Genomic DNA, 24,384 nt, shown 5'->3' with positions numbered 1-24,384 from the left:
GCCTCGCGTTGTCGAGCGGTTTCCGGGAAGGTTCAGGAACGCGGTTACTCGCTACGCAGGGCCGCCGGGCGTTTTCGCCGAACGCCTCGGGCGGAAAGAAACTTCACAGCTTTTGGGAATTTCCGAACGGCGGGCGTCGCGCTCGCCGTTCGCATTTTCGGAGAGTTTCAATCGCGTCTCGGCGGCGCGAGCGCTTTCCGTCGCGACGGCCGATCGACATACGCCGACGTGATGAGAGGACCAACGCGATATTCGGCAGACCATGTTGGCGCGGGAACGAGCGCCACGTCGAATCCGTCCTTGCCTCGCGTGGTCACGATTGTGATGGCAGTCTCGCCGAATTCTCGGACTCCCGTCACGCCCGCACTTGGCTAGTGCTTTGACGGGTCCGGGCGGGTAGCGGCGAATTGCCTCGCGCAGACTCGCGATAATGGCGACTAGCGCAGCGCCGCCGACATGCTGCCGCATTGATTCGATGACGCGCGTCGCACTGGGGTCGAGCCGGCGGAGATTGTCGGCCGCGGCGCCCGCTACGGCGTCGTATGCCACGTTATCGTCGCCGATCGGCGTCGCCGCCTCCTGGAAGACGTGAGCGAGCATGCGGGCGAGCACCTCTATCGCCTCGCCCGCATCGGGGTAGTGCATGCGCCAGTATCGCGACAGGCCATCGTAGACTGCCCGATAATGCATACGTAGGGGCTGCTCGTCGTCGTAAGGCTCGCGGTGCCGGTTCATATATGCGGCATCCAAAACCTTGAACCTCTCGCCGAGAGCGGCGTAAAATGCATTCGTGCTCATGTAGGACTCCTACGCTCATACTACACTCGCGCGCCGATCGCGCGTCTTCCCTCGCCCCACGGGGCGAGATTCCTTCGTCACGGGAGCCGCACGTGCCGGCGCGGCGACAGCTTCCACTCGCCACTGCAACCACGCATCAATATACGCTCGCGGCCATGCGACGGCGCGCTTGCTGATTTTGACGGGGGGCGGGAACTCGCCGGCTGCGATGGCGTCGTAAACCGACGACGGCGGTAGCGCCGTCGCGTCGCACACTTCCGGGAGCCGCATCAGCGGCAACGTCGGGGCGATGGCTTCCCAGGGGCGCGTTGCGCGTTCGATCGCGATCGGGCTTGTCATTGTTACCTCCACAGGCGTCTAAGAAAACCTCAACACGTATATCAAAGTCCAAGAACTGCCGAGGATCAATCGGGTTGAATAGTCCAAACCAGAGTCATTCAACGCGATTGACTGCCACTGGAATCGTTCCCCCGGCTTCAAGCCAAATTTTCTGAGCGACGGAAACGACGCGCGGCTGATCCTCGGACGCAATGCGAGGTCGTCGAGACGTTTTTGAACTCTTAGCGCTTCTCGCGTCCCGCGACGGCTTGTCGGGTAAAGTGTGGATTTCGGTCGGGCCCAAGCTCTTGACGGGCTCCCATAATGTGCATTCGAGGTGGCCGCGTCGAAGCGTCGCCATCTTGCTCGTCAAAGCCGCGATCGTAGGGACGAACCATCGGCTATTGAGCGCCGCGCGTTCCTTTTCTGGAATGAAGTCGCACGACTGCAAGAGGCTCTTAACGGCTGTCAGATATGCACGAATGAAAGTTGCAGGGGCTGTTCTGGCGCCAATGATTTCGTTGGGGCGCGCGTTGCCCGCGCGGCATCTCGCCGGCATCCGCCAGTGGAGGCCATATGCGAAGTCATAGAAGCCGAGCAAAGTCGTGAAGTGAGAGTCCCACCAGTGGTCTTTCGCATTTCCTCGCCCGCGTGCTCTCTCCCCCTGGCGAGCAAGCCATTCATCGACCGCGTCGAGCTGCGGATCGCGCCGACATTCCACGCGCGGGCGAAATCCAAAAGGAACCTCTTCGATGGCGTTCCGCAGTTGTTTGTAAGCACTGTCGACGGCCGCGACGCATTTCGACACTTCCTTGCGTTGCTTGGCCGTGGGCCGACTCCCCACACTGCCGATCAATGCCCCTCGCGAAATGCAGCATAGGACATAGCGCAATCGGGCAATGTCCTCTTCGTCGTCGAACATCGTGGGTGGGTGTTTTCTAAACAACCCGTCGAGCCAAGCGCGATCCGGCTTTTCGCGATCTTGGCACGGAAGAAAATACATGCACGAAATTCGATAGAGGAATTCGTCGAGCGTGGCGCTCATTCGCGCGTCTCCGCAACGCGCAATTCATCGAGCAAGTCCGCCCACCATTGCGCCATCGTGACGCGCTCTTCCCAATATTCGGCGCGATGATAGGCGCGGCGAACGCCGTCATTCTCGACATGTGCGAGCGCGCGTTCGATCGCGTCGGCGTTCCACTTCCCGGACTCGTTAGCGATTGTGGAGAACGTCGCGCGAAAGCCGTGCGAGGTCACCTGATCGCAGGCATAGCCCATGCGTCTCAGGGCGGCATTGAGCGTGTTCTCGCTGATCGGCCGGGCGGCGCTGCGGACCGACGGAAAGACCAGCGCGCCGCCGCCGGTGAGCGTGCGAAGCCGGCGCAGAATGTCGACGGCCTGCCGAGGCAGGGGAGCGCGATGCTCGCGGCGCATCTTCGTCCGCTCGGCCGGAATCGTCCACACAGCCGCCTCGAGGTCGAACTCGGGCCAGCGGGCGAGCCGCAGCTCGCCAGGGCGTGGCGCCAGGAGCGCCAGGAGCTTCAGCGCCTCTCGTGTGGTGAGTTGGCCGTCGAAGCCGTCCACGGCCCGCAGAAGCCCGCCCAGGGCCTTCCTTTCTGTGATGGCGGGCCGAGCCGTCACCACGGGGCGGGTGAGAGCGCCCTTCAGCGCTCCCGTAGGGTCGTTCTCGGCCCGGGCCGAGGCAATGGCGTATCGGAACACGGCGCCTATTGTCGATCGCAGGCGATTCGCCGTCTCGTGGACGCCGCGGGCCTCGGCCTTACGCAGGACCGTCAGAACCTCGGCGGCGGTGACCTCCCGAATCGGCCGCTCGCCGATCGCGTCCTTGGCGAGGCCGAGAAGCCATTCGACCTTGCCGAGCGTGGTCGGCGCTCGGCTTTCGCGTTTCAGCTTCGCGACATACTCATCGGCGAGCGCGGCGAAGGTGTCGCGCACCGCTTCGACGGCCGCGCGCTTGGGTTGCTGCTTCGCCTGCGAAGGGTCGACTCCGGCGGCGAGAAGCCCCCTCGCGTCGTCGCGCGCCTCGCGCGCCATCTTGATGCTGACCTCGGGGTATCGCCCGATCGAGAGCAGCTTCTCCTTACCCCCGACGCGGTATTTGAGGCGCCAGAGGCGGGAGCCGTTGGGATTGACGAGCAAGTGCAAGCCCTGGCCGTCCGCCAGCTTGTAGGGGCGTTCTTGCGGCTTGCTGTTCTTGACGCTGGAATCGGTCAGGGACACGGGGGTATCTCGCAAAGGGGTATCGGCGAATACCCCTGATTTTACCCCCAAATGTTTCGGCTTCAACCGGACCTTGCCGGAACCGAAGGCTTCCGAGAAGCATGATTAAGGTGCTGATGTTTCAATAGCAAAATAGCCCGGGCTGGACTGCCTCGGGCTACTTCGGAATTCTTCGAAAGAGGGCTAGTGGTGCCGCAAGAGGGATTCGAACCCCCGACCCCATCATTACGAATGATGTGCTCTACCAGCTGAGCTATTGCGGCGGATCGGCGCGAAACCGACCGTAGCGCCGCTTCTTTAGCCGTGCGGGCGATGGATTTCAAGGCCGAGCGGAGGGTTTGCGCGCAAATCCCTGTCGAGGCGCGAGCGCCGTCATTCCGACGGCGTCACTGAGGCATCCGCGTCGGCGCGCTCGGCGAGACGCGCCTTCCACGGCCCGAATCCGCGCAGCTTGTCGCCGAAGGTCGACACCATCATGAACACCGCCGGCACGAAGATCAGCGACAGCAGCGTCGAGAAGATGAGCCCGCCGATCACCGCGATCGCCATCGGCGAGCGGAACTCGCCGCCGATGCCGAAGGCGAGCGCGCTCGGCATCATGCCGGCGATCATCGCGATCGTCGTCATCACGATCGGCCGCGCCCGCTTGCGGCCGGCGTCGATGATCGCCTCGTCCTTCGGCACGCCCGCCCAGACCGATTCCAACGCGAAATCGACCAGCATGATCGCATTCTTGGTGACGATGCCCATCAGCATCAGAATGCCGATCCACACCGGCACGGTGAGCGTCTTGCCGACCATCATCAGGCCGAACACGGCGCCGCCGATCGAGAGCGGCAGCGAGAACAAAATCGTCACCGGCTGCAGGAAGCTGCCGAACAGCAGCACCAGCACCGCATAGACCATCAGCAGGCCGGCGCCGAGCACCTGGGCGAAGCCGTCCGACAATTCGTTGAGGCTCTCGGCGTCGCCCGATTCGCCGACGGTGACGCCCGGCGGCAGCGATTTCTTCACCGGCAGCTGCTCGATCGCCTCGAGAACGTCGCCGAGCGCCGCCGAGCCGACGAGATCGGCCTCCACCGTCGCCTGGCGATTGCGGTCATAGCGGGTGATATTGGTCGGGCCTTGCGTGAATTGCAGATCGGCCACCGCCGACAGCGGGACGCTGCCGCCCGACTGGCCCATCGGCACGCGCAGCTGGCCGAGCACATTCTTGTTGGAGCGGGCGCGGTCCTCCAATTGCACGCGCACCGGAATGAGCCGGTCGCCGTCGACGAATTTCGCCAGCGCCGGGCCGACGTCGCCGATGGTCGCGACGCGGATCGTCTCGGCGAGCTTCTCCGGCGTCACGCCGAGGCGGGTCGCGAGATCGAGATGTGGATGAATGAGAAGCTCAGGCCGGTCCAGAGTCGTGTCGGCGATCACATTGTCGACGCCGGGCAGACGGCGCATCTGGCGCGCCAGCTCGTTCGCCACCGTCGCGACGCGGCGCGGCTCGGCGCCATGGGCGACGAGCGAGATCGCGCGCAGGCCGTTCTCGTCGACGAAATAATAGCGGATGTCGGGGGCCTTGCGCAGGCGCCGGCCGATCTCCTGCTCGAGATCGCGCTGCGTGATCTGGCGCTCGGATTTGCCCGTGTAGTTGACGATCAAGGTGGCGCGCCGCGCCTCCATCGGCCCGTTGGATATGCGGCCGCCGTCGACGAAGACGTTGCGCACCTCCGGCAGCTCGTGGATGATCGCGACAATCTCCTCGGTCGTCTTCTCCGTGTCGGAGATCTGCGAGCCCGGCGGCAGCTCGACCATCATCACCGAGCGGGCGGAATCCTGCGCCGGCAGGAAGCCCTTCGACAGCAGGCTGATGCTGAGGATGGAGGCGGCGAAGAACAGGAGGCCGACGAGGACGGTCAGCTTGTAGTGATGCACGGAGAAGGCGACGAGCTTCTCATAGGCGCGCAGGATCGCGCCCGGCGGCTTCTCCTCCGCCTGATGCGGCTTCAAGAGATAGGCGGCGAGCATGGGCGTCACGAGACGCGCGGCGAGCAGCGAGAACAGCACCTGCACCGCGACGGTGACGCCGAACTGCTTGAAGAACTGCCCGGCGATGCCCGGCATGAAGCTCGCCGGCGCGAAGATCGCGACGATGGTGAGGCTGATCGCGATCACCGCGAGGCCGATCTCGTCCGCGGCGTCCGACGCCGCCCGCAGCGCCGTTTTGCCCATGCGGATATGGCGCACGATATTCTCGATCTCGACGATCGAATCGTCGACCAGAATGCCGGTGCTGAGCGTGATGGCGAGGAAGCTGACGAGATTGAGCGAGAAGCCGAGCGCGTCCATCACCCAGAAGGCGGGGAAGATGGAGAGCGGCAGCGAGATGGCGACGATCACCGTGGCGCGCAGATCGCGCAGGAACAAGAGAACGATGACGACCGCGAGAATGGCGCCTTCGAACAAGGTATGGATCGCCGCGTCATAGTTGCCGCGCGTCACCTCGACCGAAGTGTCGATGAGCTGCAGATCATAGTCGGGATATTTGGCGCGCAGACCCTCGACGCGTTTCTCGACCGCCGAGGCGACGTCGACGTCGCTCGCGCCATTGGCGCGCTTGACGCCGACGGCGACCACCGGCCGCCCGTCGAGACGGGCGAAGGTGCGCCGCTCCGCGATCGTGTCGGTGATCGTGCCGAGATCCTGAAGGCGCACTTCGCCGCCGGTCGGCAGAGCGATCATCAGCCCGGCGAATTCCTCCAGCGTCTTGGCCGAGGCTATGGTGCGGATCGCCTGATCTCGGCCGCCGATCTCGGCGCGCCCGCCGGTGACGGTCACATTGGTGACGTAGAGGCGCTGGCTGACATCGACGGCGCTGAGCCCGAAGGCCTGCAGCCGGTCGGCGTCGAGCGAGACAAGTATCTCGCGCGAGACGCCGCCGATGATCTCGATCTGGGCGACGCCCTTCACATCCTGCAGCGAGCGCTTGACCGTGTTCTCCATGAACCAGGAGACCTCCTCCGGGCTCTTGCCCGGCGCGGAGGCGGCGTAGGTGACGATCGGCAGGCCGACCACGTCGACGCGCTGGACCAGTGGCTCCTCGATATTGCGCGGCAGGTTGAAGCGCACGCGGGCGACCGCGTCCTTCACATCGTTGAGCGCCTTGTCGGTGTTGGTCTCGAGCCGGAAGATGATGGTCGTCACCGACAATCCGTCGGTGATGGAGGAGGAGATGTGGCGCACGCCCTCGACGCCGGAGACGCCGTCCTCGATCGTCTTCGTCACCTGCGCCTCGATCTCGGCGGGCGCTGCGCCGAATTGCGAGACGACCACCGAGATCATCGGAATGTCGGCGTTGGGCAGGCGGGTGATCGGCAGCTGCAGGAAGCTGGTCCAGCCGAGGAACAGCAGGATGATGGAGAAGACGATCGACGGCAGCGGCCGCCTGATGGCCAGCGCGGAGATATTGAAGGACATCGGCGAGCAGCCCCCATCTTTCGAAACTTCGGCCCGAGCCGGCGCGCGACGCAGCGGACGCCCGAGTGACGTCCGCCGCCGGCCGCGGCTTCGAGGCGGCGAATTATTGACCGGCTCCTCGCGCCCCCCGCTCAGAACCTTTCGACCCGACCCCTAGAGGCTTTCCGGCGCGGATTGAACCCGAAAAGCTCCTGTCGCCTCTTCTTCTCGATCGACGGGCCTCGAAGGCGAGCTCTTTCGGCCTCGTCGCATCGACTGCGTCACGCCGCTCGTCACAGATCAGTTTTCCGCATAGGCGTCGAGATTGACGACCTGAACGCGCCGGTTCTCCGCGGCGAATGGGCGCTTCGGATTCTCGAGATGCGTCTCGCCATAGCCGACCGTGATCAGCCGGTCCGGCGCGACGCCGAATTCGGTTGTGAGCAGATGTTTCACCGCTTCAGCGCGCCGTTCCGACAGTGCTTGATTGGCTTCGTCCGACCCGCGAGCGTCTGTGTGACCCATGATCAGAAATTTGCCGCCGGCGAGCTTCTCGTCGCCGAGCGCTTTGCCGAGCTGCCGCGCCACTTCCAGGTCTTTGCCGCGCAACGTCGCCGAATTGCGCGCGAAATGCGTCTTGAAGCCGCCCTGTCGGCGCGCCGCGACGATCGCGTCGAGCTTCGCGGCCTCGGAGATCGACAACGGGTGGCCGGCTCCCCGCTCTCCCAGCTCTTCGACGAACTGCTTGTCGGCGGCCTGACCAGACGAGATCGACAGGCTGCGCAAAGGGTGCGGAGCCAGCGCCTCGACGAAATAGACGGCGTCCTGCGCCGAGGCGACGCCGGGAGCGGAAAAGATGACGACCGCCGCAAAAATCGCCCTGCGACAGAGGCTCAGATCAGCTCTCATTATGAAACTCCCCCCGAAGCAAAAAAGAATCCGAGCGCCTCCGAAGTTCGGTCGAAACCAAAATCCCGGCCCGGCGGCCGCGCCTGGAGCCTTATCCGATCGGGAAGCGCTCTATCTGCCCGCCGCCTCGATCAGAACCGCATTGACGCGATCGCCCGCACGCAGGGCGGCGCCCGTATGCGCGACGACCTCCTCGCCGACGGCGAGGCCCTCGCGTATGCGGATCTTGCCGCTGTCGGAGAGGCCGACGCGCACTGGCCGCGTCTGCACCGTGGCTCCGCTCACCAGCTGCACAGAGGCCTCGCCATTGCGATAGCTCACCGCCGAGGTGGGAATGACGACGCCGCAATCGCGCGCCGTCTCGACGACGGCGCTGGCGAATTGGCCCGGGCGGATCGCCGCGGCCGGCTCGATCGAGAAGCGCGCGCGCCCGAGCTGGGTCGCGGGATCGACCTCGCTCGCCGGGGATTGCACGACGCCCTTGGCCACGACGCCCTCGTCGCTCGTCACCCTGGCGACGGCGCCCTTACGGATCTGGCCGACATAGAGGCTCGGAACATCGACAACGAGATCGACATTGGAGCCGGCGGAAATGACGAAGGGCGGATCGGGCGGCGCCCCTTGCGCGGCCATGGCGGTCGCCGCCGCCGCCTGCGGCGCGCCGGAAATATCGCCGACCCGCGTGTTGACGCGCACGATCACGCCTGCGATCGGCGCGCGCACGACCATCTGGACGCCGCCGCTCGGAGCGGCGAGCGGCGCGATGCTGCGCACGGAGCCGCGCGCGGCCGGCGGCGGAGGCGCCGCAGCGGCGGCGTCTGCGCCCTCGCGGACAGCGCGCAGCAGCTCCTGGCCGGCCGTGACGCGATCGCCCTCGCCGACCAGCATCTCGGTCACCCGATAGCCGGGCGGCAGATTGGCGCCGGTTTCCTCGCGCGCGATGGCGAAGCCGGTCACCCGCGCGTCGACCTTGACGCAAGCCTCCTTCGCGCGGACGACGCCCACCGTCATCTGCGCGGAGTTCTTCGCCTCGCCCTTGGCGACGGAAGGCTCAGGCTTGGCCGCCGGTTCCGCGGCCGCGCTCACGGCCACGATCATGGCCGCGACGACCGACGCCGTCGTGAGCGCGCGGCGTCTCCGTGCGCTCACGACGTCTCGTTCGCGGCGCAGCATCGGCCGCTCATGGTCCGCTCTGCTCATCCGGATCAATTTTCCGCCGATTTGAAGGCGTTTATGTTGACGACCTGAACGCGGCGGTTCTCGGACGCGAAGCCGTCATTGGGGTTCTTGAGATGCGTCTGCCCGTAGCCGACGGCGACGAGACGCTCGGGCGCGACGCCATATTCGGCGACCAGCACCTTCTTCACCGCATTGGCGCGCCGCTCGGACAGCTTCTGATTGAGCTTGGCCGAGCCGCGCGCGTCGGTGTGGCCCATGATCAGGAAGGTGCCGCCCTTCAGCGCCGGCTCGCCGAGCGCGACGCCCAGCTGCTCGACCACCTTGCGGTCGCTGTCGCGCAGATCGGCCGAATTGAGCGCGAAATTGACCTCGAAGTCGATCTCGCGGCGGGTCGCCACGATCTCGTCGATCTGCGTCACTTCCGAGACGGTGAGCGACCGATTGGCGCTGCGCTTGCCGAGCCCTTGGACGAACTGCTCCTGAGCGATGTGCTCCGGCATGACCGAGGGCGCCGCGGAGATCGAGCGCGACACGGGCTGCGACAGCGCCTTGACGAAGGTCGCGGCGTCCTGCGCGACAGCGAAACCCTGGACAGAAAACAAAATGCCGGCCGCGAGAATAGCGCTGCGGCCGAGGCGCGGCTCCGATTTCGACATGAAACCCTCCCCGATGCGCATATGACTGCGATGAGTATCTTCGAGCTCGTCTCGAAGATCAACCAAGACGAGAGATTTCGGCTCGGTGAGCCGATCGCCTCGATCGCCGCGCAAACTAGCAGGGCTGCGGCGCGCCGAATGTGCGCTGGCGCACATCGCGCGCGAGATCGTCGGTCAGGCGGCCTTTGCCTGCCGCAGCGCGGGGGCGGCGGCGCCGCCGGCCGGCTCCGCCGGGGCCCCGACCCATTCGGAATGAGGCGGAATCGTCTCGCCCTTCATCACCACGGTGAGCGGCCCGAGGCGCGCGAATTCGCCCACATGCGTGTCATACAGAACCGTGGAGCCGGCGCCGACCGTCACTCCGCGCGCGATCACGACGCGCCCGACCTTCATCACCCGATCCTCGTAGAGATGCGTCTGCAGCGCCGCCACCATGTTGAGGGCCGCGAAATCGCCGACACGCACGCAATCGAATTCGGTGATGTCGGTCATGTCCATGAACACGCCCTTGCCGAATTTCGCGCCGAACAGGCGCAGAACCCAGGGCAGGAACGGCGTGCCTCGCAGATGCTCGAGCAGGATCTTTCCGGCGAGGCCCCAATAGAGCACCGCGCAGGCCTCTGTGCGCATGGCCCAGAACGACCACATCGGCTTCACCTGCGGCTCGTAGCGACCCATGGTCAGCCATTTCACCGCGACGACGACGAGGGTCATGCCGAGCGAGATCAGCGTCGAGCAGAGGACGAACAGCCAGAACACCGTCCCATATTCGCCGTCGATCAGCTTCTGGCCGAAGCTCTCGACCGCCCATGTGCCGAAGGTGATGAACAGCATGGTCGGCAGCGAGACATTGATCGCCTCATAGAGAGCGCGGGCGGCCTTCTTCCAGACGGGCGGCTGATAGGTCCAGGCGGAGCCGCCGCCGTCGAAGGTCTGGCGCACCGGCAGCTTCATCGGCGGCGAGCCGAACCAGGTGTCGCCCTCGGATAATTCGCTGTTGGCCGGAGGCTTCGACTTGATGCCGATCAGCGCGCCGCTCGGAATCTCCGAGCCCGGCGGCACGACGGCGTCATTGCCGATGAAGACGCGGGAGCCGGTCTTCACCTTCTTCAGATACATCCAGCCGCGGCGCATGTCCTCGTCGCCGAGCACCACCTCGTCGGCGATGAAGCATTTCTCGCCGATCTCGACGAGATCGTAACGGCCGGAGAGATTGGTCGAGATCTCCGAATCTTTCCCGATCTTCGCGCCCATCAGCCGATACCAGCTGCGCATGTAGAGCGTCGCGAACAGCGAGGACAGCGTCTCCAGCGTCACCTCGGTCGCGAGCCCCACCGCCCATTTGCGTAAGTAGAACCAGGACCACACCGAATAGGCGCCTTCGCCGACGCGCGGCAGCACGATCCAGCGGAAGGCGACGATGAAGGCGACGGTGACCAGCACCAGCACGAAGGCCGTCGGCCAGGCGAACAGCGGAATGGCGGCGAGATAATAGGCGTGAGCGCCGTCGACGAGGCCGAGCGAAGCGTCGATGCGGTCGAACACCCAGAAGGCCGGGAAGATCGGCAGCAGGCCGAGCGGCGGCAGCGCGAGGGCGACGAGCGTGAACAGGAAGCTCATGACCAGCCGGCGCGGCGCCGAGGCGGTCGAGGGCGGATCGAGCGCCTCCGTCTGCACCAGGCCCTCGCAGCGGGCCGGCGAGCCGTTCCAGATCTCATAGGCGCCGATGCGTGAGCCGGCCGGAACCGAGGTCAGATCCTCGAGCGCCGCGCCCTCGCCGACGACGACATTCTCCTCGATGACGCAGGAGGTTCCGACATAGGCGTCGGCGCCGATGTCGATCGTTCCGACGATCAGCTCGTCGCCGACGACGCGGGCGTTGGCGAGCTTCAGCTTGCCGCCGAGGCTCGCGCCGTCGCCGATGGCGACGAGATCGATCGCTCCGACATCCAGCTCGCCGATGATGGCGTCCTCGCCGATCCTCGCGCCGAGCGCGCGCAGATAGAGGCGCATCAAGGGCGACGCCTGGAACCATTTGGCGTGGGTGAGGCCGATGAGACGCTGCGCCAGCCACCAGCGGTAGTAATAGACGCCCCACAGCGGATAGCGCCCCGGCTTGGTGCGGCCGATAATCAACCATTTGCCGAGGATCGACACCGCCACGGTGGCGATGTTGATGCACATATAGACGCCGAGCAGCGCGACCGCCTCCTCGATAATGCTGGCGTCCGGCGAGGTCAGCAGCATGTAGGAGACGAATACGCCGAGCCATTGCGAGGTGACGAAGGCGAGGATGAAGGGCAGCGCCGCCGCCTGGGCGAGGCCGCACAGGAAACGCCGCAGCAGCGGCGGCGGCGCGAAGGAGAGATCGCGCGGCGCCGAAAAGCTCTCCGCCTTGTCGTCGAGATGGCGGGCGAGCGCGCGCAGCGTGCGCTGCGCATAGAGGTCCTGCAGCGTGATCGAGGCGAGCCGCGCGGTCTCGCGCACTGCCGAGACGAAGCGCGCCGCCAGCAACGAATGGCCGCCGAGATCGGTGAAGAAATCGGCGTCGAAGGGAATGGAGCCCGGCGGCAGCACGCGACGCGCGGCGTCGAGGAGCGTCGCCTCGGTGTCGCTGCGCGGCTCCTCCTGCGCCTCGGCGTCGAGCAGAGGCGCGGTCAGCGGCGCGCTTTTCAGCGCCTTGCGGTCGACCTTGCCGGATGAGAGCGTCGGCAGAACCGTCACCACCTCGAAGCGCGAGGGCACCATGTAAGACGGCAGGAACTCGCGCAGCCGGGTGCGCAGCTCGCGCGGGTCGGGCACGACCGCCGTCGCCCCGACGAGGAAGGCGACGAGCTCGTCGAGCCCGTCCTCGTTGCGCAGGACGACCGCCGCCTGACGGATATGGGGCAGCGCCGACAGCGCCGCCTCGATCTCGCCGAGCTCGACGCGAAAGCCGCGAATCTTCACTTGATCGTCGATGCGGCCGCGGAAGGCCAGATTGCCGGTCTCGTCGAGCGCCACCGCATCGCCGGAACGATAGAGGATCGGATCGGCGCCGTCGGCGCAGAAGGGATTGGCGATGAATTTTTCCGCCGTCAGCGCGTCGCGCTTCAGATAGCCGCGCGCGACGCCGGGTCCGCCGATCAGCAGCTCGCCCTCGACGCCATGCGGCAGCAGCTCGAGATTCTCACCGACGACATAGCAGCTGTAGTTGGGGATCGGCCGGCCGATCGTCACCTTCTCGTCCGCACGCACCTCGGCGACGGTCGCGACCACGGTCGCCTCGGTCGGGCCATAGCTGTTGAAAATGGTGCGGCCGGTCCGCGCCCAGCGCTCGGCGACCGCAGGCGGGCAGGCTTCGCCGCCGAGAACGATCTTGCGCAGCGTCTTCACGTCGCGGGGCAGGGCCGCGAGCAGGGTCGGCACGGTGTCGAGCACGGTGACGCCGGCCTCCTCGAGAAGGTCGGGCAGAGCCTCGGTCTCGCCAATGATCTGCGGCGTCGCGACGAATAGCGAGGCGCCGGCGAGATAGGGAATCCAGATCTCCTCCATCGAGAGATCGAAGGCGACGGACGCGCCCTGGAACACGACATCCGACGCGGATATGCCATATATCTCATTGGCCGAGCGCAGATAATGGCAGATGTTGCGCTGGGTGACGACGATGCCCTTGGGCGTTCCGGTCGAGCCCGACGTATAGATGAGATAGGCGGGATCCTCGGCGCTCGCGCCGCAAAGCCGCGGATCGGGCGCCGGGGCGTCGCGGCCGGAGGCGATCTCGGCGTCGACCAATACCTCGACCCCGACGACGCCGGCCGCTCTGCCGGCGAAATTCGCCGCGGTGAGGAGGCCCTTCGCCTCGGCGTCGCGGAGGCAGACGGCGATGCGCTCGACGGGAGCGTCGGCGTCGAAGGGCAACCAGGCGGCGCCCGTCTTGGCGACGGCGATCTGGGCGATCAGCAGCTCCGGACCTCGCGGCATCCACAGGCCGACCACCCCGCCGGGGCCGACCCCGCGCGCGAGAAGGCCCAGGGCGATGGCGTTCGCCTGCGCGTCGACCTCCCGATAGGTGAAGCGCCGCTCCAGCGTCGACATCGCCAAAGCGTGGGGGCTGGCGGCGACGCGGGCGGCGAAAATCTCGCAGAGGAGCTCGTCGCGCAGCAGATGCGGCATGGCGACGCCGCGCAGGACGGCGGCGGGAGCGCCCGTCGCAAGGGACGCGGCATGGCGGAAATGCGGGTTCAACTCATTCATTGGCATCACATGTCCGCGGACGACTGGGGGCCGACTTGCGCAGCGTGGCGGCGGGGATTGTACTAACCCGTCTCCGCTGAACGCGAAATGAATCATCCATGGGAAGGAAAATGGCGCCGGGAAGGCGGGCGGCGACGCGGCGCCCGCGCTTTTGCGCGGCGCTTCGTGTGGAAGGGTTTACAATTCGAGATCGCCACGGTTCGCCGCCTGTCGCCGAGACAGCGGCGCCCGCTGCTCCCGCCGCGGTTGAAAATAGCAGCGCCCCTCGACTCCGCCACCCACGCCTCGCGAAATCGGCGCGCGTCTTGTTTATTTCACAGAGCGAGGGTCCCGCGCCGGGAGCGGACGGGCGCGAGCCGCGAAAGCAGCAGCGCCACGGTCAGCCCGGCGTAGATCAGCGGCTCGGCCGGCCAGGATTTCACGATCAGCACGAAGTGCGCCGCCGCCGCGAGCGCCGCCACATAGACCAGCCGATGCAGCTTCGCCCAAGCCTTGCCGCCCATGCGGCGGATCGCCGCAGCGTTGGAGGTGAGAGCGAGCGGGAGAAGAATGGCGAAGCTCGCCATACCGACGGTCACATAGGGGCGCTTGACGATATCGGCCCAGACGGCCGCCCAGTCGAAGCCGTGATCGAGCGCGACATAGGCCGCAAGATGCAGAAAAGCGTAATAGAAGGCCAGCAGGCCGAGCGCGCGCCGATAGCGCATGAGATCGACGCCGACGAAGCGGCGCAGCGGCGTCACGGCGAGCGCGGCCAGCAGAAAGCGCAGGGCCCATTGGCCGAGCTCCTGCTCGAGCTCCTTGATCGGCTCCGGCCCGAGCTGGTTGTCGACGCCGAGCCAGAACAGCGCGACCGCCGGCGCGAGGCCGACGACATAGACCGCGAGCTTGCGAATCTGCAGGGGGACGCCCATCAAAAATATCTCCCGAGGTCCATGCCGGCGTAGAGCCCGGCGACCTCTTGCGCATAGCCGTTGAACATCAAGGTCGGACGACGCTTGGCGAAGAGCCCGCCCTCGCCGATGCGGCGCTCGGTCGCCTGGGTCCAGCGCGGATGATCGACCTTTGGGTTCACATTGGAAAAAAAGCCGTATTCGCGCGGGTTCTGGACATTCCAGGAGGTTTTGGGCTGCGCCTCCACCAGGGAGATGCGGACGATCGACTTGATCCCTTTGAATCCGTATTTCCACGGGACCACGAGGCGCAGCGGCGCGCCGTTCTGATTGGGCAGAGCTTCGCCATAGAGGCCGACGGCGAGCAGGGTCAGCGGATGCAGCGCCTCGTCGAGCCGCAGCCCTTCGACATAAGGCCAGGGCAGGAGCTGGAGAAAGCCCGCTTGCCCGGGCATCTCCTCGGGACGCACCAGCGATTCGAACGCCACATATTTTGCCGAGCCGAGGGGCTCGGCGCGAGCGAGGACGGAAGCGAGCGGGACGCCGAGCCAGGGGATCACCATCGACCAGCCCTCGACGCAGCGCATGCGATAGATGCGCTCCTCGAGCTCGGAGGAGCGGATCAGATCCTCGAGCGCATATTTCGCGGGCTTCGCCACCAGCCCATCGATTTCGACCGACCAGGGCGAGGTCGTCAGCGATCCGGCGCGGGCGGCGGGATCGCTCTTGCCGCCGCCGAATTCGTAGAAATTATTATAGGCGACCACGTCGGCGCGCGGCGTCGGGCGCTCGTCGGTCGAGAAGCGGCTCTTCGCGCCCACGAGCGACGCCGCGGCGGCGGCGGGGCCGAGCAGAGCGCCGAGACCGAGGCCGGCGAGAACCTCGCGCCGGCGCAGATAGGTCGAGCGGGGCGTGATGTCGGAAGCGGGAACTTTCGGAGGATGAGCGATCAGCATTGCGGAAGCCTCGCGCGATAAGGGCGCGACGGCGCCCTCTCCGCGCAATTCGCGAGGCGCGCCGCAATTGTTACTCCAGCCACGGGCCTCTCGGTTTTCCGGGCGCGCGACAATAGGATTCGATGGGAATGATCTGGCGAGAGAGACGGGGCTCGAACCCGCGACCTCCGGCGTGACAGGCCGGCGCTCTAACCAACTGAGCTACTCCCCCGCGACGCGCTTCGATGAACGTCAGCGAGAGGCGCCGAATAGGGCAGCCGACGCTGGAAGTCAAGAACGATATGCGGCCGGCCCCCGCGAGGCGCCGATTTCGGCGCCGGCGAAAAGACTGCCGCGCTCACGCCAGCGACAAAGCGGCGCAGGACATCGTTGCGCCTTTCATTCGAGAGCGCGCCGTGCTTCGAATGGTGAGACACGAATGGATGCGCCGACGCTCCGGACATTTTCGGTCATGCAAGCGAAGAGATTCGCTTCTAGAGTCGGTCGGGAGCGTCGATGCGGAGAGCTGTTCGAGGAGGAGCTGAGCGTGGCGACACATCGATTGGGCCGTGACATCTCTATCGTGTTATGCGCCAAGCTGGCCGCTCTCGTCGTGCTCTACTTCGCCTTCTTCGATTCGTCTCACCGGCCGCATGTCTCGCCTGTCGCCGTGGCGCAAAAACTGTTCGGCGACAACGCGTCGCCGCGCTGATTCGGTCGGATCGCCTTCCCAAGGAGCGCAAAATGTTCGATCTCGACGTGGTGACGCTGTCCAGGCTCCAATTCGCGCTCACCGCGCTCTATCATTTCCTGTTCGTTCCCCTGACGCTCGGTCTCTCGCTGCTGCTCGCCATAATGGAGAGCGTCTATGTGATGACCGGCCGCACGGCGTGGCGCGACGCGGTGAAATTCTGGGGCGTGCTGTTCGGCATCAATTTCGCGATGGGCGTCGCCACCGGCGTCACCATGGAGTTCCAGTTCGGCACCAATTGGGCCTATTACTCGCATTATGTCGGCGACATCTTCGGCGCGCCTCTGGCCATCGAGGGGCTGATGGCCTTCTTCCTCGAGGCGTCCTTCGTCGGGCTGTTCTTCTTCGGCTGGAACCGCTTGAGCAAGGTCGGACACCTCATCGTCACCTGGCTCGTCGCGCTCGGCGCCAATTTTTCGGCTCTGTGGATTCTGATCGCCAACTCCTGGATGCAGAATCCGGTCGGCGCCGCCTTCAATCCGCAGACGATGCGCATGGAGCTCACCTCCTTCGTCGAGGTGTTCTTCAATCCGGTGGCGCAGTCGAAATTCGTGCATACGGTCAGCGCCGGCTATGTCACCGGCGCGATGTTCGTGCTGTCGATCTCGGCCTATTACCTGCTCTATCGCCGCGAGCATCGCGATCTCGCGCGGCGCTCGGCCAATGTCGCGGCGAGCTTCGGCCTCGCCTCGGCGCTGTCGGTGGTCGTGCTCGGCGACGAGAGCGGCTATACCGCCGGCTTCAACCAGAAGATGAAGATCGCCGCGATCGAGGCCATGTGGGAGACGGAACCGCCGCCGGCCTCCTTCACTTTGATCGGCATTCCCGATCTCGAGACGCAGACGACGCGCTTCAAGATCGAAGTTCCTTATCTGCTCGGCCTCATCGCGACGCGCTCGCTCGACACGCCGGTCGACGGCATCAAGCCGCTCGTCGAGCATTCGCAGGAGCGCATCCGCAATGGTATGTCCGCCTATGAATGGCTGACGGCGCGGCCGGACGGCGCCGCCGCGCCGATCCCGCCGGACTTGCAGGCCTCCTTCAAGGACCTCGGCCATACGCTGCTGCTGAAGCAATTCCGCCCCGACATCGAGAATGCGACGGACGAGCAGATCCATCAGGCGGCGCGCTCCACCGTCCCCAATGTGCCGGTGCTGTTCTGGACCTTCCGCATCATGGTCGCGCTCGGCTTTTATTTCATCTTGCTGTTCGCGGCGACCTTCTTCGTCGCCAGCCGCCGGCGGCTACGCCACAATCCCTGGTTGCTGAAGCTCGCCTTGTACAGCCTGCCGCTGCCCTGGGTCGCCGCCGAGCTCGGCTGGATCGTCGCGGAATATGGCCGCCAACCCTGGATCATCGACAGCGTGCTGCCGACCTTCCTCGGCGTCTCCAATATTCCGGCGCATAATGTGCTGGCGAGTCTCGTCGGCTTCGTCCTCTTCTACAGCGCACTCGCCGTCGTCGATGTGGCGCTGATCCTCAAATATGTCCGCCTCGGCCCACCGAGCGAGCCTCGCACTCCGGCTCCCGAGCCGGATCGGATTCTCGTCGCCTGAGCGCAGGCCGAAAGAGGCCCCCGACCCGTCCTCTCCCGCATCGCGGGAGAGGGAAAGATTCGGCCCGCCGCCCCCTCTCCCGCGCAGCGGGGGAGGGGGAGGGACGGATAAATCGCATCAGCCGCAGCCACCAAGCTGCGAGGAGACCTCGACATGCCGATCGACTATGAACTTCTGCGGCTCGTCTGGTGGGCCCTGCTCGGAACTCTGCTCGCCGGTTTCGCCGTTTTCGACGGCTTCGACCTCGGCGTCGCCGTCCTCCATCCCTTGGTCGCGCGAACCGATCAGCAGCGGCGCGTGACGCTCAATGCGATCGGCCCGGTGTGGGAGGGCAATCAGGTCTGGCTGATCCTCGGCGGCGGCGCGATCTTCGCGGCCTTTCCCCAGCTCTACGCCGTCTCCTTCTCGGGCTTTTATCTCGCCATGTTCCTGGTGCTGCTCGGCCTCGTGCTGCGACCGGCGGCGATCGTCTATCGCAGCAAGCGCGAGTCCGCCCGCTGGCGCGGCGCCTGGGACTGGATCTTCTTCGCCTCGGGCCTCGTCCCGGCGCTGCTGTTCGGCGTCGCCTTCGGCAATGTTCTGCTCGGCGCGCCATTTCGCTTCGACGAGCGGATGAACATCATCTATGAGGGAAATCTCCTCGGCCTCCTGTCGCCTTTCGCTCTGCTCTGCGGCCTCGTCTCGCTGGCGATGATCGCGATGCAGGGCGCCGCCTGGCTCGCTCTGAAGACCGACGGCGCCGTCGCCCATCGCGCCAAGATCTCCGGCGTCGTCGCGGCGCTCGTCATGCTCGCGGCCTTCACCTTCGCCGGCTATTGGGGGATGCAGAGCGTCGACGGCTATGTGGTGACGAGCGTCATCGATTCGAATGGCCCCTCCACGCCCCTCGTGAAGACCGTCGCGCGCGAGGCGGGCGCTTGGCGCGCCGCTTATGAGGCGCGGCCCTGGACCCTGGCGGCGCCCGTCGCCGGATTGTTCGGCGCGGCGGTTGCGCTTCTCACCATCTTTTTCGCGCCGCTCGTCGCCTTCATCGGCTCGAGCATCGCCGTGGCGGGCGTCGTCGCCACTGCGGGCTTCACCCTGTTCCCGTTCCTGCTGCCGTCGTCGCTCGAGCCCAACCACAGCCTCACCCTGTGGGACGCGTCGTCGAGCGAGCGGACGCTCGGCCTGATGCTCGGCGCGGTGATCGTCTTCCTGCCGATTGTGCTCGTCTACACCGCCTGGATCTACAGCGTGCTGCGAGGGACCGTCTCCGAGGCGGCGATGGCCGGCGACGAGGACGATCACCCCTACTGACCCCAGGGGCGTCGGGTGAAGGACGACAGCCCCATCACCCTCGTCCTGAGGAGCCCGCGAAGCGGGCGTCTCGAAGGACGGCAACGGGGCGGAACCTTTGATTTGCGCCCCGCGGCCGCCCTTCGAGACGCCGCCTGCGGCGGCTCCTCAGGACGAGGGCTGGGGATTTGATCCTTCACCCGATTGCCCTGCTACCGACCTGCCCGATTGACCCGCAAGGAGCCTGCAATGTGGTATTTCTCTTGGATTCTCGGCCTCGGCCTCGCCTGCGCCTTCGGCGTCATCAACGCCATGTGGCTGGAGCTCGAAGATTACAGCGACGAGAAATGAGGCTCGCAAAGGCCCCGGGTTAACCCGGCCTTTACTGCGAAAAGCGTAAGTTGGCTCTCGCGCGGCGAGGCGAATGAGCGCCCGCGCGAGAGGCCATTGGTCATGCTCCCGCTCGAATTTCCCCGCTTCATTCTGCCGCGGATCGCCGCGCCGCTGCTCGCCGGACTGCTGCTCGCGGCCTCGCACGGCTCCTCGCGCGCCGAGGACGCGCGGGGCGTCTATATCCTTCCCGGCCATGACGGCTATGCGCTCGTCGAATGCCTCACCCAGAAGAAGGGCTGCGGCAAGGCGGTCGCCGATTCCTGGTGCGAGGCGCATGGCCACGGGCCGGCGCAGGCCTATGGCCGCGCCGACGACATCACCGGCTCGGTCGGCGCCGCCTCGGCCAGCCTCGACGCCGACTCCGCCATCGTCACCTGCGGCGAATGAGCGGGGCCGCGCCCGGCCTCATTTGAGAAACTCGCCGCAACGGACCGGCTCTCCCGCCGCGCCCCAGGGCTGGATCGGCACGCTGGAGGTGGAATTCTCCGGCGAGCCTTCGATCAGCCGGTCGGAATAGGCCATGTAGACGAGCGCATTGCGTTTGGCGTCGCAGCCGCGCACGATATGCAGGCGTTTCCACAGCACCGAGCGGCGCTCGCTGAACACTTCGTCGCCCTGGCCGAATTTCTCCTTGATGGCGACCGGACCATATTGCCGGCAGGCCAGCGACACGTCGGAGGTCTGCTCCGCCACGCCGAACATTCCGGCGACGCCGCCCTTCTCATGGACCGTGTAATAGCAGGCGACCCCGTCTATGTCGGGATCGTCCAGCACATAGGTCGCGAGCTTGTCGTTGGGGGTCAGCAGCTTGAAATCCGTCGACTTGCGAAAGATGAGGTCGGGCCCGTTGGCGAGGGCGGGCGCCGCCACGCCGGCGCAAAGGCCGATGGCGACGAGGGCGGGCGGCAGGAAATTGGACGGCTTCATTATGCGCGCTCCTTCGGGACGCTCGGGACATTCCCCTCGCCAATGTCGTGACGCGCCTTGTTCGCGACAAGAAGCTCGCGTCAATTCCGCGTGCGAATTGATCGGCGGGGCGATATGTTCGATATAGTCGCGCTCGCGACGGTTTCGGCTTCGTCCGGCTCTCCTTCGTCCCTGTCCGAAAGCGCGAAAAGACCCGATGGCGCGGAATGATACGACGAGATGCGGGGCCGGGCCTCGCGCCGCCCTCTTCGCCGCGTCGCTGGCGCTGGCGGCTGTCGCCGCCACCCCCGCGCGCGGGCAGAACGCCTATTGCGACGGGCTGCGCGCGCAGATCGCTAACGCCGGCGCCGCGCCGGGGGCGGCGCGCTATCGCGCCGCGGCGGCGAAGCAGCAGCAGGAGATCGACCGCACCGCGGCCTATGGCCGCTCCATCGGCTGCGATCGCCAGCAGTTTCTGTTCTTCGGCGACGCGCCGCCGCCCCAATGCGGCGTCATCCATCGCCGCATCGCGCAGATGCAGGCCAATCTCGGCCAGTTGATGCGCGCCGGCGGCGACGGCCAGCGCCAGGCGCTGATGGCGCGCTACGACCAGCAATGCCGCCAGCGCGTCGCCGCGCGCCCGCGCACCTTCCTAGACGATCTCTTCGGCGAGCAGGAGGAGGAGCCGCAGCCGATGCGCGAGGATCCGCGGAGCCGCGAGGAGGACGAGGAGAGCCAGACGCGGCACGGCCTCGGCGGCTCGACGGCCATCTGCGTGCGCGCCTGCGACGGCGGCTTTTTCCCGCTCAGCTATTCGGCGCGGCGGGCCAATCTCGAGGCGCTGTCCGAGCTGTGCAAGGCGCAATGTCCCAATACCGAGGTCGAGCTCTACACGCGCTCGCCCTGGCGCGAATTGGACCAGGCCGTCTCGCTGGAGGGCAAGCCCTATAGCGAGCATCCGAACGCGTTGAAATTCGCCAAGAGCTTCGACCCCGCTTGTAGCTGCAAGGCGCCGGGAAAGAGCTGGGCGGAGACGCTGGAGGAGGCCGAGCGCATTCTCGCCGAGAAGAACAAGGACGAGGTCGTCACCGCGGAGCGCGCCGAGCAGCTGTCTCGTCCGCTCGCCACGCCGGCCCCGCGGCCGACGCCGGCGAGCGAGCCGACTCCGCACCGCGCCCGCGAGACTTATCGCGAGGTGGTGGGCGCCGACGGCGTGAAGCGGCGCGTGCGCGTCGTCGCGCCGATGCTGTGACATTCGCCGAAAAGGGCGCGCTTCATGCCTCCGCCTTCAACGGCCGCATCAGCAGCGCCTCGATCGCCTGATCGACGTCGATGCGGCCCGTCAGAATGGCGTCGACCGCCTCGGCGATCGGAATCTCCACGCCGCGCTCCCTCGCCATCTCCACCAGAGCGGCGGCGGTGAAGGCGCCTTCGGCGAGCTTGCCATGCGTCGCCGCCAGCGGCGCCTCGCCGCTCGCCAGAGCCGCGCCGAGCGCGAAATTGCGCGATTGCGCCGAGCCGCAGGTGAGCACCAGATCGCCGAGGCCGGAGAGGCCCATCAGCGTCTCCTGCCGCACGCCGAAGCTCTTGCCGAGGCGCATCAGCTCGGCGAAGCCGCGGGCGATCAGCGCGGCCCGGGCGCTGGCGCCGAGCGCGCGGCCCTCGGCCATGCCGGCGGCGATGGCCAGCACATTCTTCGCCGCGCCGCCGAGCTCGACGCCGCGCAGATCAGTGGAGCGATAGAGCCGGAAGCTGCGCGTCGACAATAGCTCGCAGAGCCGTCGCGCCAGCTCCTCATCCTCGGCCGCGAGCGTGACCGCGGTCGGCAGGCCGCGGCAGACGTCGGCGGCGAAGCTCGGGCCGGAGAGAACGGCGATCTGAGCCTGCGGCAGCTCCTCGGCGACGACCTCGCTCATGAAGCGGCGCGTGCCGCGCTCGATCCCCTTGGCGCAGATGATGAAGACGGCGCCCGGCGAGACATGCGGCGCCAAGCGCCGCACGACCTCGCGCATCGCCTGCGCCGGAACGACGCCGAGCAGCACGGAGGCCGCGGCGACGCTCGCGAGGTCGGCGCTGGGCGCAACGCCGGCGGCGAGCGGCAGGCCGGGCAGAGCGGCGCGGTTCTCGCGCTCGCGCGCCAGCGCCGCGACATGCTCCGGCCGATGGCCCCAGAGCACGACGCCCGATCGGCCGGTCGCGGCGACATTGGCGAGCGCCGTGCCCCAGGCGCCGGCGCCGAGCACGGCGATTCTCGCTTGCGTCATCTCGATCCGATCTTCTGATTGTCGGCGCGCGCCCACAGCCGCTCGAAGGTCGCGGAAAATTGCGCGACCGCCGCCCGGCTCTCGATCAATATGAGGTCGTTGTCCTGATATTCCGCGCCGGAGACGGAAAAATTGGCCGAGCCGCTGCGCAGCACGCGCCCATCCACCGCGTAGGATTTCAGGTGCATCAGATCGCGCGAGCGGCCCTTGCGGCGGATCTGCACATTGGGGGCCGCGGCGATGGCGTCGGCGGCGGAACGGGCGCGGCCGCTCTCCTCGCCGTCGATATAGACGCGCACGCGCACGCCGCGCATGGCGGCCGCGCCGAGCGCCGCGACCACGGCGCGGTCGGTGAGCACATAGGCCGCCATGTCGATCGATGTCTTCGCGCCGGCGATGAGGCGGGCGTCGATCGCGTCGAAGCCGTCGCTCGGCCCATAGAATACGCGCACGGCGGCGACCAGCGGCTCCTGCGCCAGCGGCCCGGCCGGCGGCGGGATATAGAGCGTCGCAGCGGCCGCGAGAACCAGCCGATTCATCACGCCTTGCCGTGATGCAGCTTGCTGGCCTCGGCGTCGAGCGGCCAGCGCGGACGCGCGGCGAAATCGAGGTCGTTGGTGAGGCCGCGGGCGAAGCGCTCGAGCCCGGCCCAGGCGACGACGGCGCCATTGTCGGAGCAGAGCGCCGGCGGCGGCATGACGAAACGCAAACCGGTCTCGGCGCAGAGCCGCGTCAGCGCGCGGCGGATCGCGCCATTGGCGCCGACGCCGCCGCCGATGACGAGGCCGTTAGGCCGTCCGCCGCCCTCGGCGAAGAGGCGCAGCCCGGAGCGGACGCGATCGACGATCACATCGACGATGGCGGCCTGGAACGAGGCGGCAAGATCGGCGATGTCACGCTCGGTCGGCGTCCCGATGCGCGCGATCTCTTGCCGCACCGCGGTCTTGAGGCCGGAGAGCGAGAAATCGGCGCCGGGGCGCCCGAACATCGGACGCGGGAAATCGAAGCGGCGCTCGTCGCCGGCTTCGGCGGCGCGCTCGACCTGCGGGCCGCCGGGATAGGGAAGCCCGAGCATTTTCGCCACCTTGTCGAAGGCTTCGCCAGCGGCGTCGTCGACGGTGGAGCCGAGGCGGCGATAGTCGTCGACGCCGAGCACGGCGACGAGCTGGGTGTGCCCGCCGGAGACGAGCAGAGCGAGATAAGGAAAGTCGAGCCGCTCGGTGAGGCGGCCGGTGAGCGCATGCGCCTCGAGGTGATTGACGGCGATGAACGGCTTGTCGGCGGCGAGCGCGAGCGCCTTGGCGGCGGTGAGGCCGACCAATATGCCCCCGATGAGCCCCGGCCCGGCCGAGGCGGCGATAGCGTCGAGGCCGGAAATGTCGAGGCCGGCGTTGGCGAGGGCGCGGGCGATGAGACGGTCGAGCACGTCAATATGGGCGCGGGCGGCGATCTCCGGCACGACGCCGCCATAGGCGGCGTGCTGGGCGATCTGGCTCATCACCTCATTGGACAGGATGTCGCCGCCGTCGCCGCCGATGCGCGAGGCGACGATGGCGACCGCCGTCTCGTCGCAGGTGGTTTCGATGCCGAGCACGCGCATGGGTGGTCCTGGGATCGCGGGACGGGC

At 66.9% G+C, this 24,384-nt stretch carries 21 protein-coding genes and 2 tRNA genes; 6 read left to right on the top strand and 17 right to left on the bottom strand.

The features are described from left to right. Nucleotides 1-51: 51 nt before the first annotated feature. From CQW49_RS24570 to CQW49_RS11675, 13 genes are all read right to left on the bottom strand, one after another. On the bottom strand, nt 52-798 hold the full coding sequence (locus CQW49_RS24570) for a hypothetical protein (protein ID WP_003614030.1): 747 nt from the start codon (nt 796-798) through the stop codon (nt 52-54). 15 nt (nt 799-813) lie between these two features. Continuing rightward, on the bottom strand, nt 814-1,068 hold the full coding sequence (locus tag CQW49_RS11730) for a helix-turn-helix transcriptional regulator (RefSeq protein ID WP_197507812.1): 255 nt from the start codon (nt 1,066-1,068) through the stop codon (nt 814-816). 163 nt (nt 1,069-1,231) lie between these two features. Beyond that, nucleotides 1,232-2,161, bottom strand: a complete 930-nt coding sequence (locus CQW49_RS11725; RefSeq protein ID WP_003614035.1) for a hypothetical protein — start codon at nt 2,159-2,161, stop codon at nt 1,232-1,234. After that, entirely contained in the window at nt 2,158-3,357 is a 1,200-nt protein-coding gene (locus tag CQW49_RS11720; protein ID WP_003614036.1) for a tyrosine-type recombinase/integrase, read from the bottom strand. Before CQW49_RS11720 ends, CQW49_RS11725 begins: the two co-directional genes overlap by 4 nt. Nucleotides 3,358-3,544: 187 nt before the next feature. Continuing rightward, nucleotides 3,545-3,620 (bottom strand) — tRNA-Thr (locus CQW49_RS11715). A gap of 109 nt (nt 3,621-3,729) precedes the next feature. Beyond that, on the bottom strand, nt 3,730-6,825 hold the full coding sequence (locus CQW49_RS11710) for an efflux RND transporter permease subunit (RefSeq protein WP_003614038.1): 3,096 nt from the start codon (nt 6,823-6,825) through the stop codon (nt 3,730-3,732). Between the two features lie 279 nt (nt 6,826-7,104). Beyond that, the gene (locus CQW49_RS11705; protein ID WP_003614040.1) at nt 7,105-7,713 is read right to left on the bottom strand and encodes an OmpA family protein; all 609 of its coding nucleotides are present in this window, start codon (nt 7,711-7,713) and stop codon (nt 7,105-7,107) included. Nucleotides 7,714-7,824: 111 nt separating this feature from the next. Then, nucleotides 7,825-8,862 (bottom strand): efflux RND transporter periplasmic adaptor subunit, encoded by a 1,038-nt coding sequence (locus CQW49_RS11700; protein ID WP_155931275.1) that lies wholly within the window; start codon nt 8,860-8,862, stop codon nt 7,825-7,827. A 56-nt stretch (nt 8,863-8,918) separates the two neighbouring features. Further along, nucleotides 8,919-9,548: an OmpA family protein gene (locus tag CQW49_RS11695; RefSeq protein WP_003614044.1), complete on the bottom strand. Its 630-nt coding sequence runs from the start codon at nt 9,546-9,548 to the stop codon at nt 8,919-8,921. Nucleotides 9,549-9,722: 174 nt separating this feature from the next. Beyond that, on the bottom strand, nt 9,723-13,784 hold the full coding sequence (locus CQW49_RS11690; protein ID WP_024749753.1) for a Pls/PosA family non-ribosomal peptide synthetase: 4,062 nt from the start codon (nt 13,782-13,784) through the stop codon (nt 9,723-9,725). Nucleotides 13,785-14,098: 314 nt separating this feature from the next. Beyond that, a complete protein-coding gene (gene msrQ, locus CQW49_RS11685; protein ID WP_003614047.1) occupies nt 14,099-14,698 on the bottom strand; it encodes a protein-methionine-sulfoxide reductase heme-binding subunit MsrQ in 600 nt (199 codons plus the stop codon). Beyond that, entirely contained in the window at nt 14,698-15,633 is a 936-nt protein-coding gene (msrP, locus tag CQW49_RS11680; RefSeq protein WP_003614049.1) for a protein-methionine-sulfoxide reductase catalytic subunit MsrP, read from the bottom strand. The genes msrQ and msrP overlap by 1 nt, the downstream gene beginning before the upstream one ends. Nucleotides 15,634-15,767: 134 nt before the next feature. Continuing rightward, nucleotides 15,768-15,844, bottom strand: a tRNA-Asp gene (locus CQW49_RS11675). 207 nt (nt 15,845-16,051) lie between these two features. Here CQW49_RS11675 and cydP point away from each other — a divergent pair. The 5 genes from cydP (at nt 16,052) to CQW49_RS11650 (ending at nt 19,974) form a co-directional block, all read left to right on the top strand. Further along, the gene (gene cydP / locus CQW49_RS11670) at nt 16,052-16,324 is read left to right on the top strand and encodes a cytochrome oxidase putative small subunit CydP (RefSeq protein ID WP_003614050.1); all 273 of its coding nucleotides are present in this window, start codon (nt 16,052-16,054) and stop codon (nt 16,322-16,324) included. 32 nt (nt 16,325-16,356) lie between these two features. Then, entirely contained in the window at nt 16,357-17,919 is a 1,563-nt protein-coding gene (locus CQW49_RS11665; protein WP_003614052.1) for a cytochrome ubiquinol oxidase subunit I, read from the top strand. Between the two features lie 153 nt (nt 17,920-18,072). Beyond that, the gene (gene cydB, locus CQW49_RS11660; RefSeq protein ID WP_003614054.1) at nt 18,073-19,215 is read left to right on the top strand and encodes a cytochrome d ubiquinol oxidase subunit II; all 1,143 of its coding nucleotides are present in this window, start codon (nt 18,073-18,075) and stop codon (nt 19,213-19,215) included. Nucleotides 19,216-19,443: 228 nt separating this feature from the next. Then, entirely contained in the window at nt 19,444-19,545 is a 102-nt protein-coding gene (gene cydX / locus CQW49_RS11655) for a cytochrome bd-I oxidase subunit CydX (RefSeq protein WP_003614056.1), read from the top strand. Between the two features lie 102 nt (nt 19,546-19,647). Further along, nucleotides 19,648-19,974, top strand: coding sequence for a hypothetical protein (locus CQW49_RS11650; RefSeq protein WP_003614057.1), 327 nt, complete (start codon nt 19,648-19,650; stop codon nt 19,972-19,974). Between the two features lie 18 nt (nt 19,975-19,992). Here CQW49_RS11650 and CQW49_RS11645 read toward each other — a convergent pair whose 3' ends face one another. Next, on the bottom strand, nt 19,993-20,514 hold the full coding sequence (locus CQW49_RS11645; RefSeq protein ID WP_003614058.1) for a CreA family protein: 522 nt from the start codon (nt 20,512-20,514) through the stop codon (nt 19,993-19,995). Nucleotides 20,515-20,710: 196 nt separating this feature from the next. Here CQW49_RS11645 and CQW49_RS11640 point away from each other — a divergent pair, with 196 nt between their 5' ends. After that, nucleotides 20,711-21,745 carry a DUF2865 domain-containing protein gene (locus tag CQW49_RS11640; protein WP_003614059.1) on the top strand — a complete coding sequence of 345 codons (1,035 nt, stop codon included), beginning with the start codon at nt 20,711-20,713 and terminating at the stop codon, nt 21,743-21,745. A gap of 22 nt (nt 21,746-21,767) precedes the next feature. On the opposite strand, the gene CQW49_RS11635 is transcribed toward CQW49_RS11640, so the two are convergent. From CQW49_RS11635 to tsaD, 3 genes are read right to left on the bottom strand one after another with little or no spacing between them, the layout of a single operon-like run. After that, on the bottom strand, nt 21,768-22,757 hold the full coding sequence (locus CQW49_RS11635; protein ID WP_003614060.1) for an NAD(P)H-dependent glycerol-3-phosphate dehydrogenase: 990 nt from the start codon (nt 22,755-22,757) through the stop codon (nt 21,768-21,770). After that, nucleotides 22,754-23,296, bottom strand: a complete 543-nt coding sequence (locus CQW49_RS11630; protein ID WP_003614061.1) for a phospholipase D-like domain-containing protein — start codon at nt 23,294-23,296, stop codon at nt 22,754-22,756. Before CQW49_RS11630 ends, CQW49_RS11635 begins: the two co-directional genes overlap by 4 nt. Then, complete coding sequence (gene tsaD, locus CQW49_RS11625) at nt 23,296-24,357, bottom strand: tRNA (adenosine(37)-N6)-threonylcarbamoyltransferase complex transferase subunit TsaD (RefSeq protein WP_003614062.1); 1,062 nt, start codon at nt 24,355-24,357, stop codon at nt 23,296-23,298. Before tsaD ends, CQW49_RS11630 begins: the two co-directional genes overlap by 1 nt. Nucleotides 24,358-24,384: the final 27 nt, after the last annotated feature.

The sequence above is a fragment of the Methylosinus trichosporium OB3b genome, assembly GCF_002752655.1.
Taxonomy (GTDB): domain Bacteria; phylum Pseudomonadota; class Alphaproteobacteria; order Rhizobiales; family Beijerinckiaceae; genus Methylosinus; species Methylosinus trichosporium.
The sequence above is the reverse complement of the archived record's forward strand: the minus strand, read 5'-3'. Positions and strand labels throughout refer to the sequence as shown.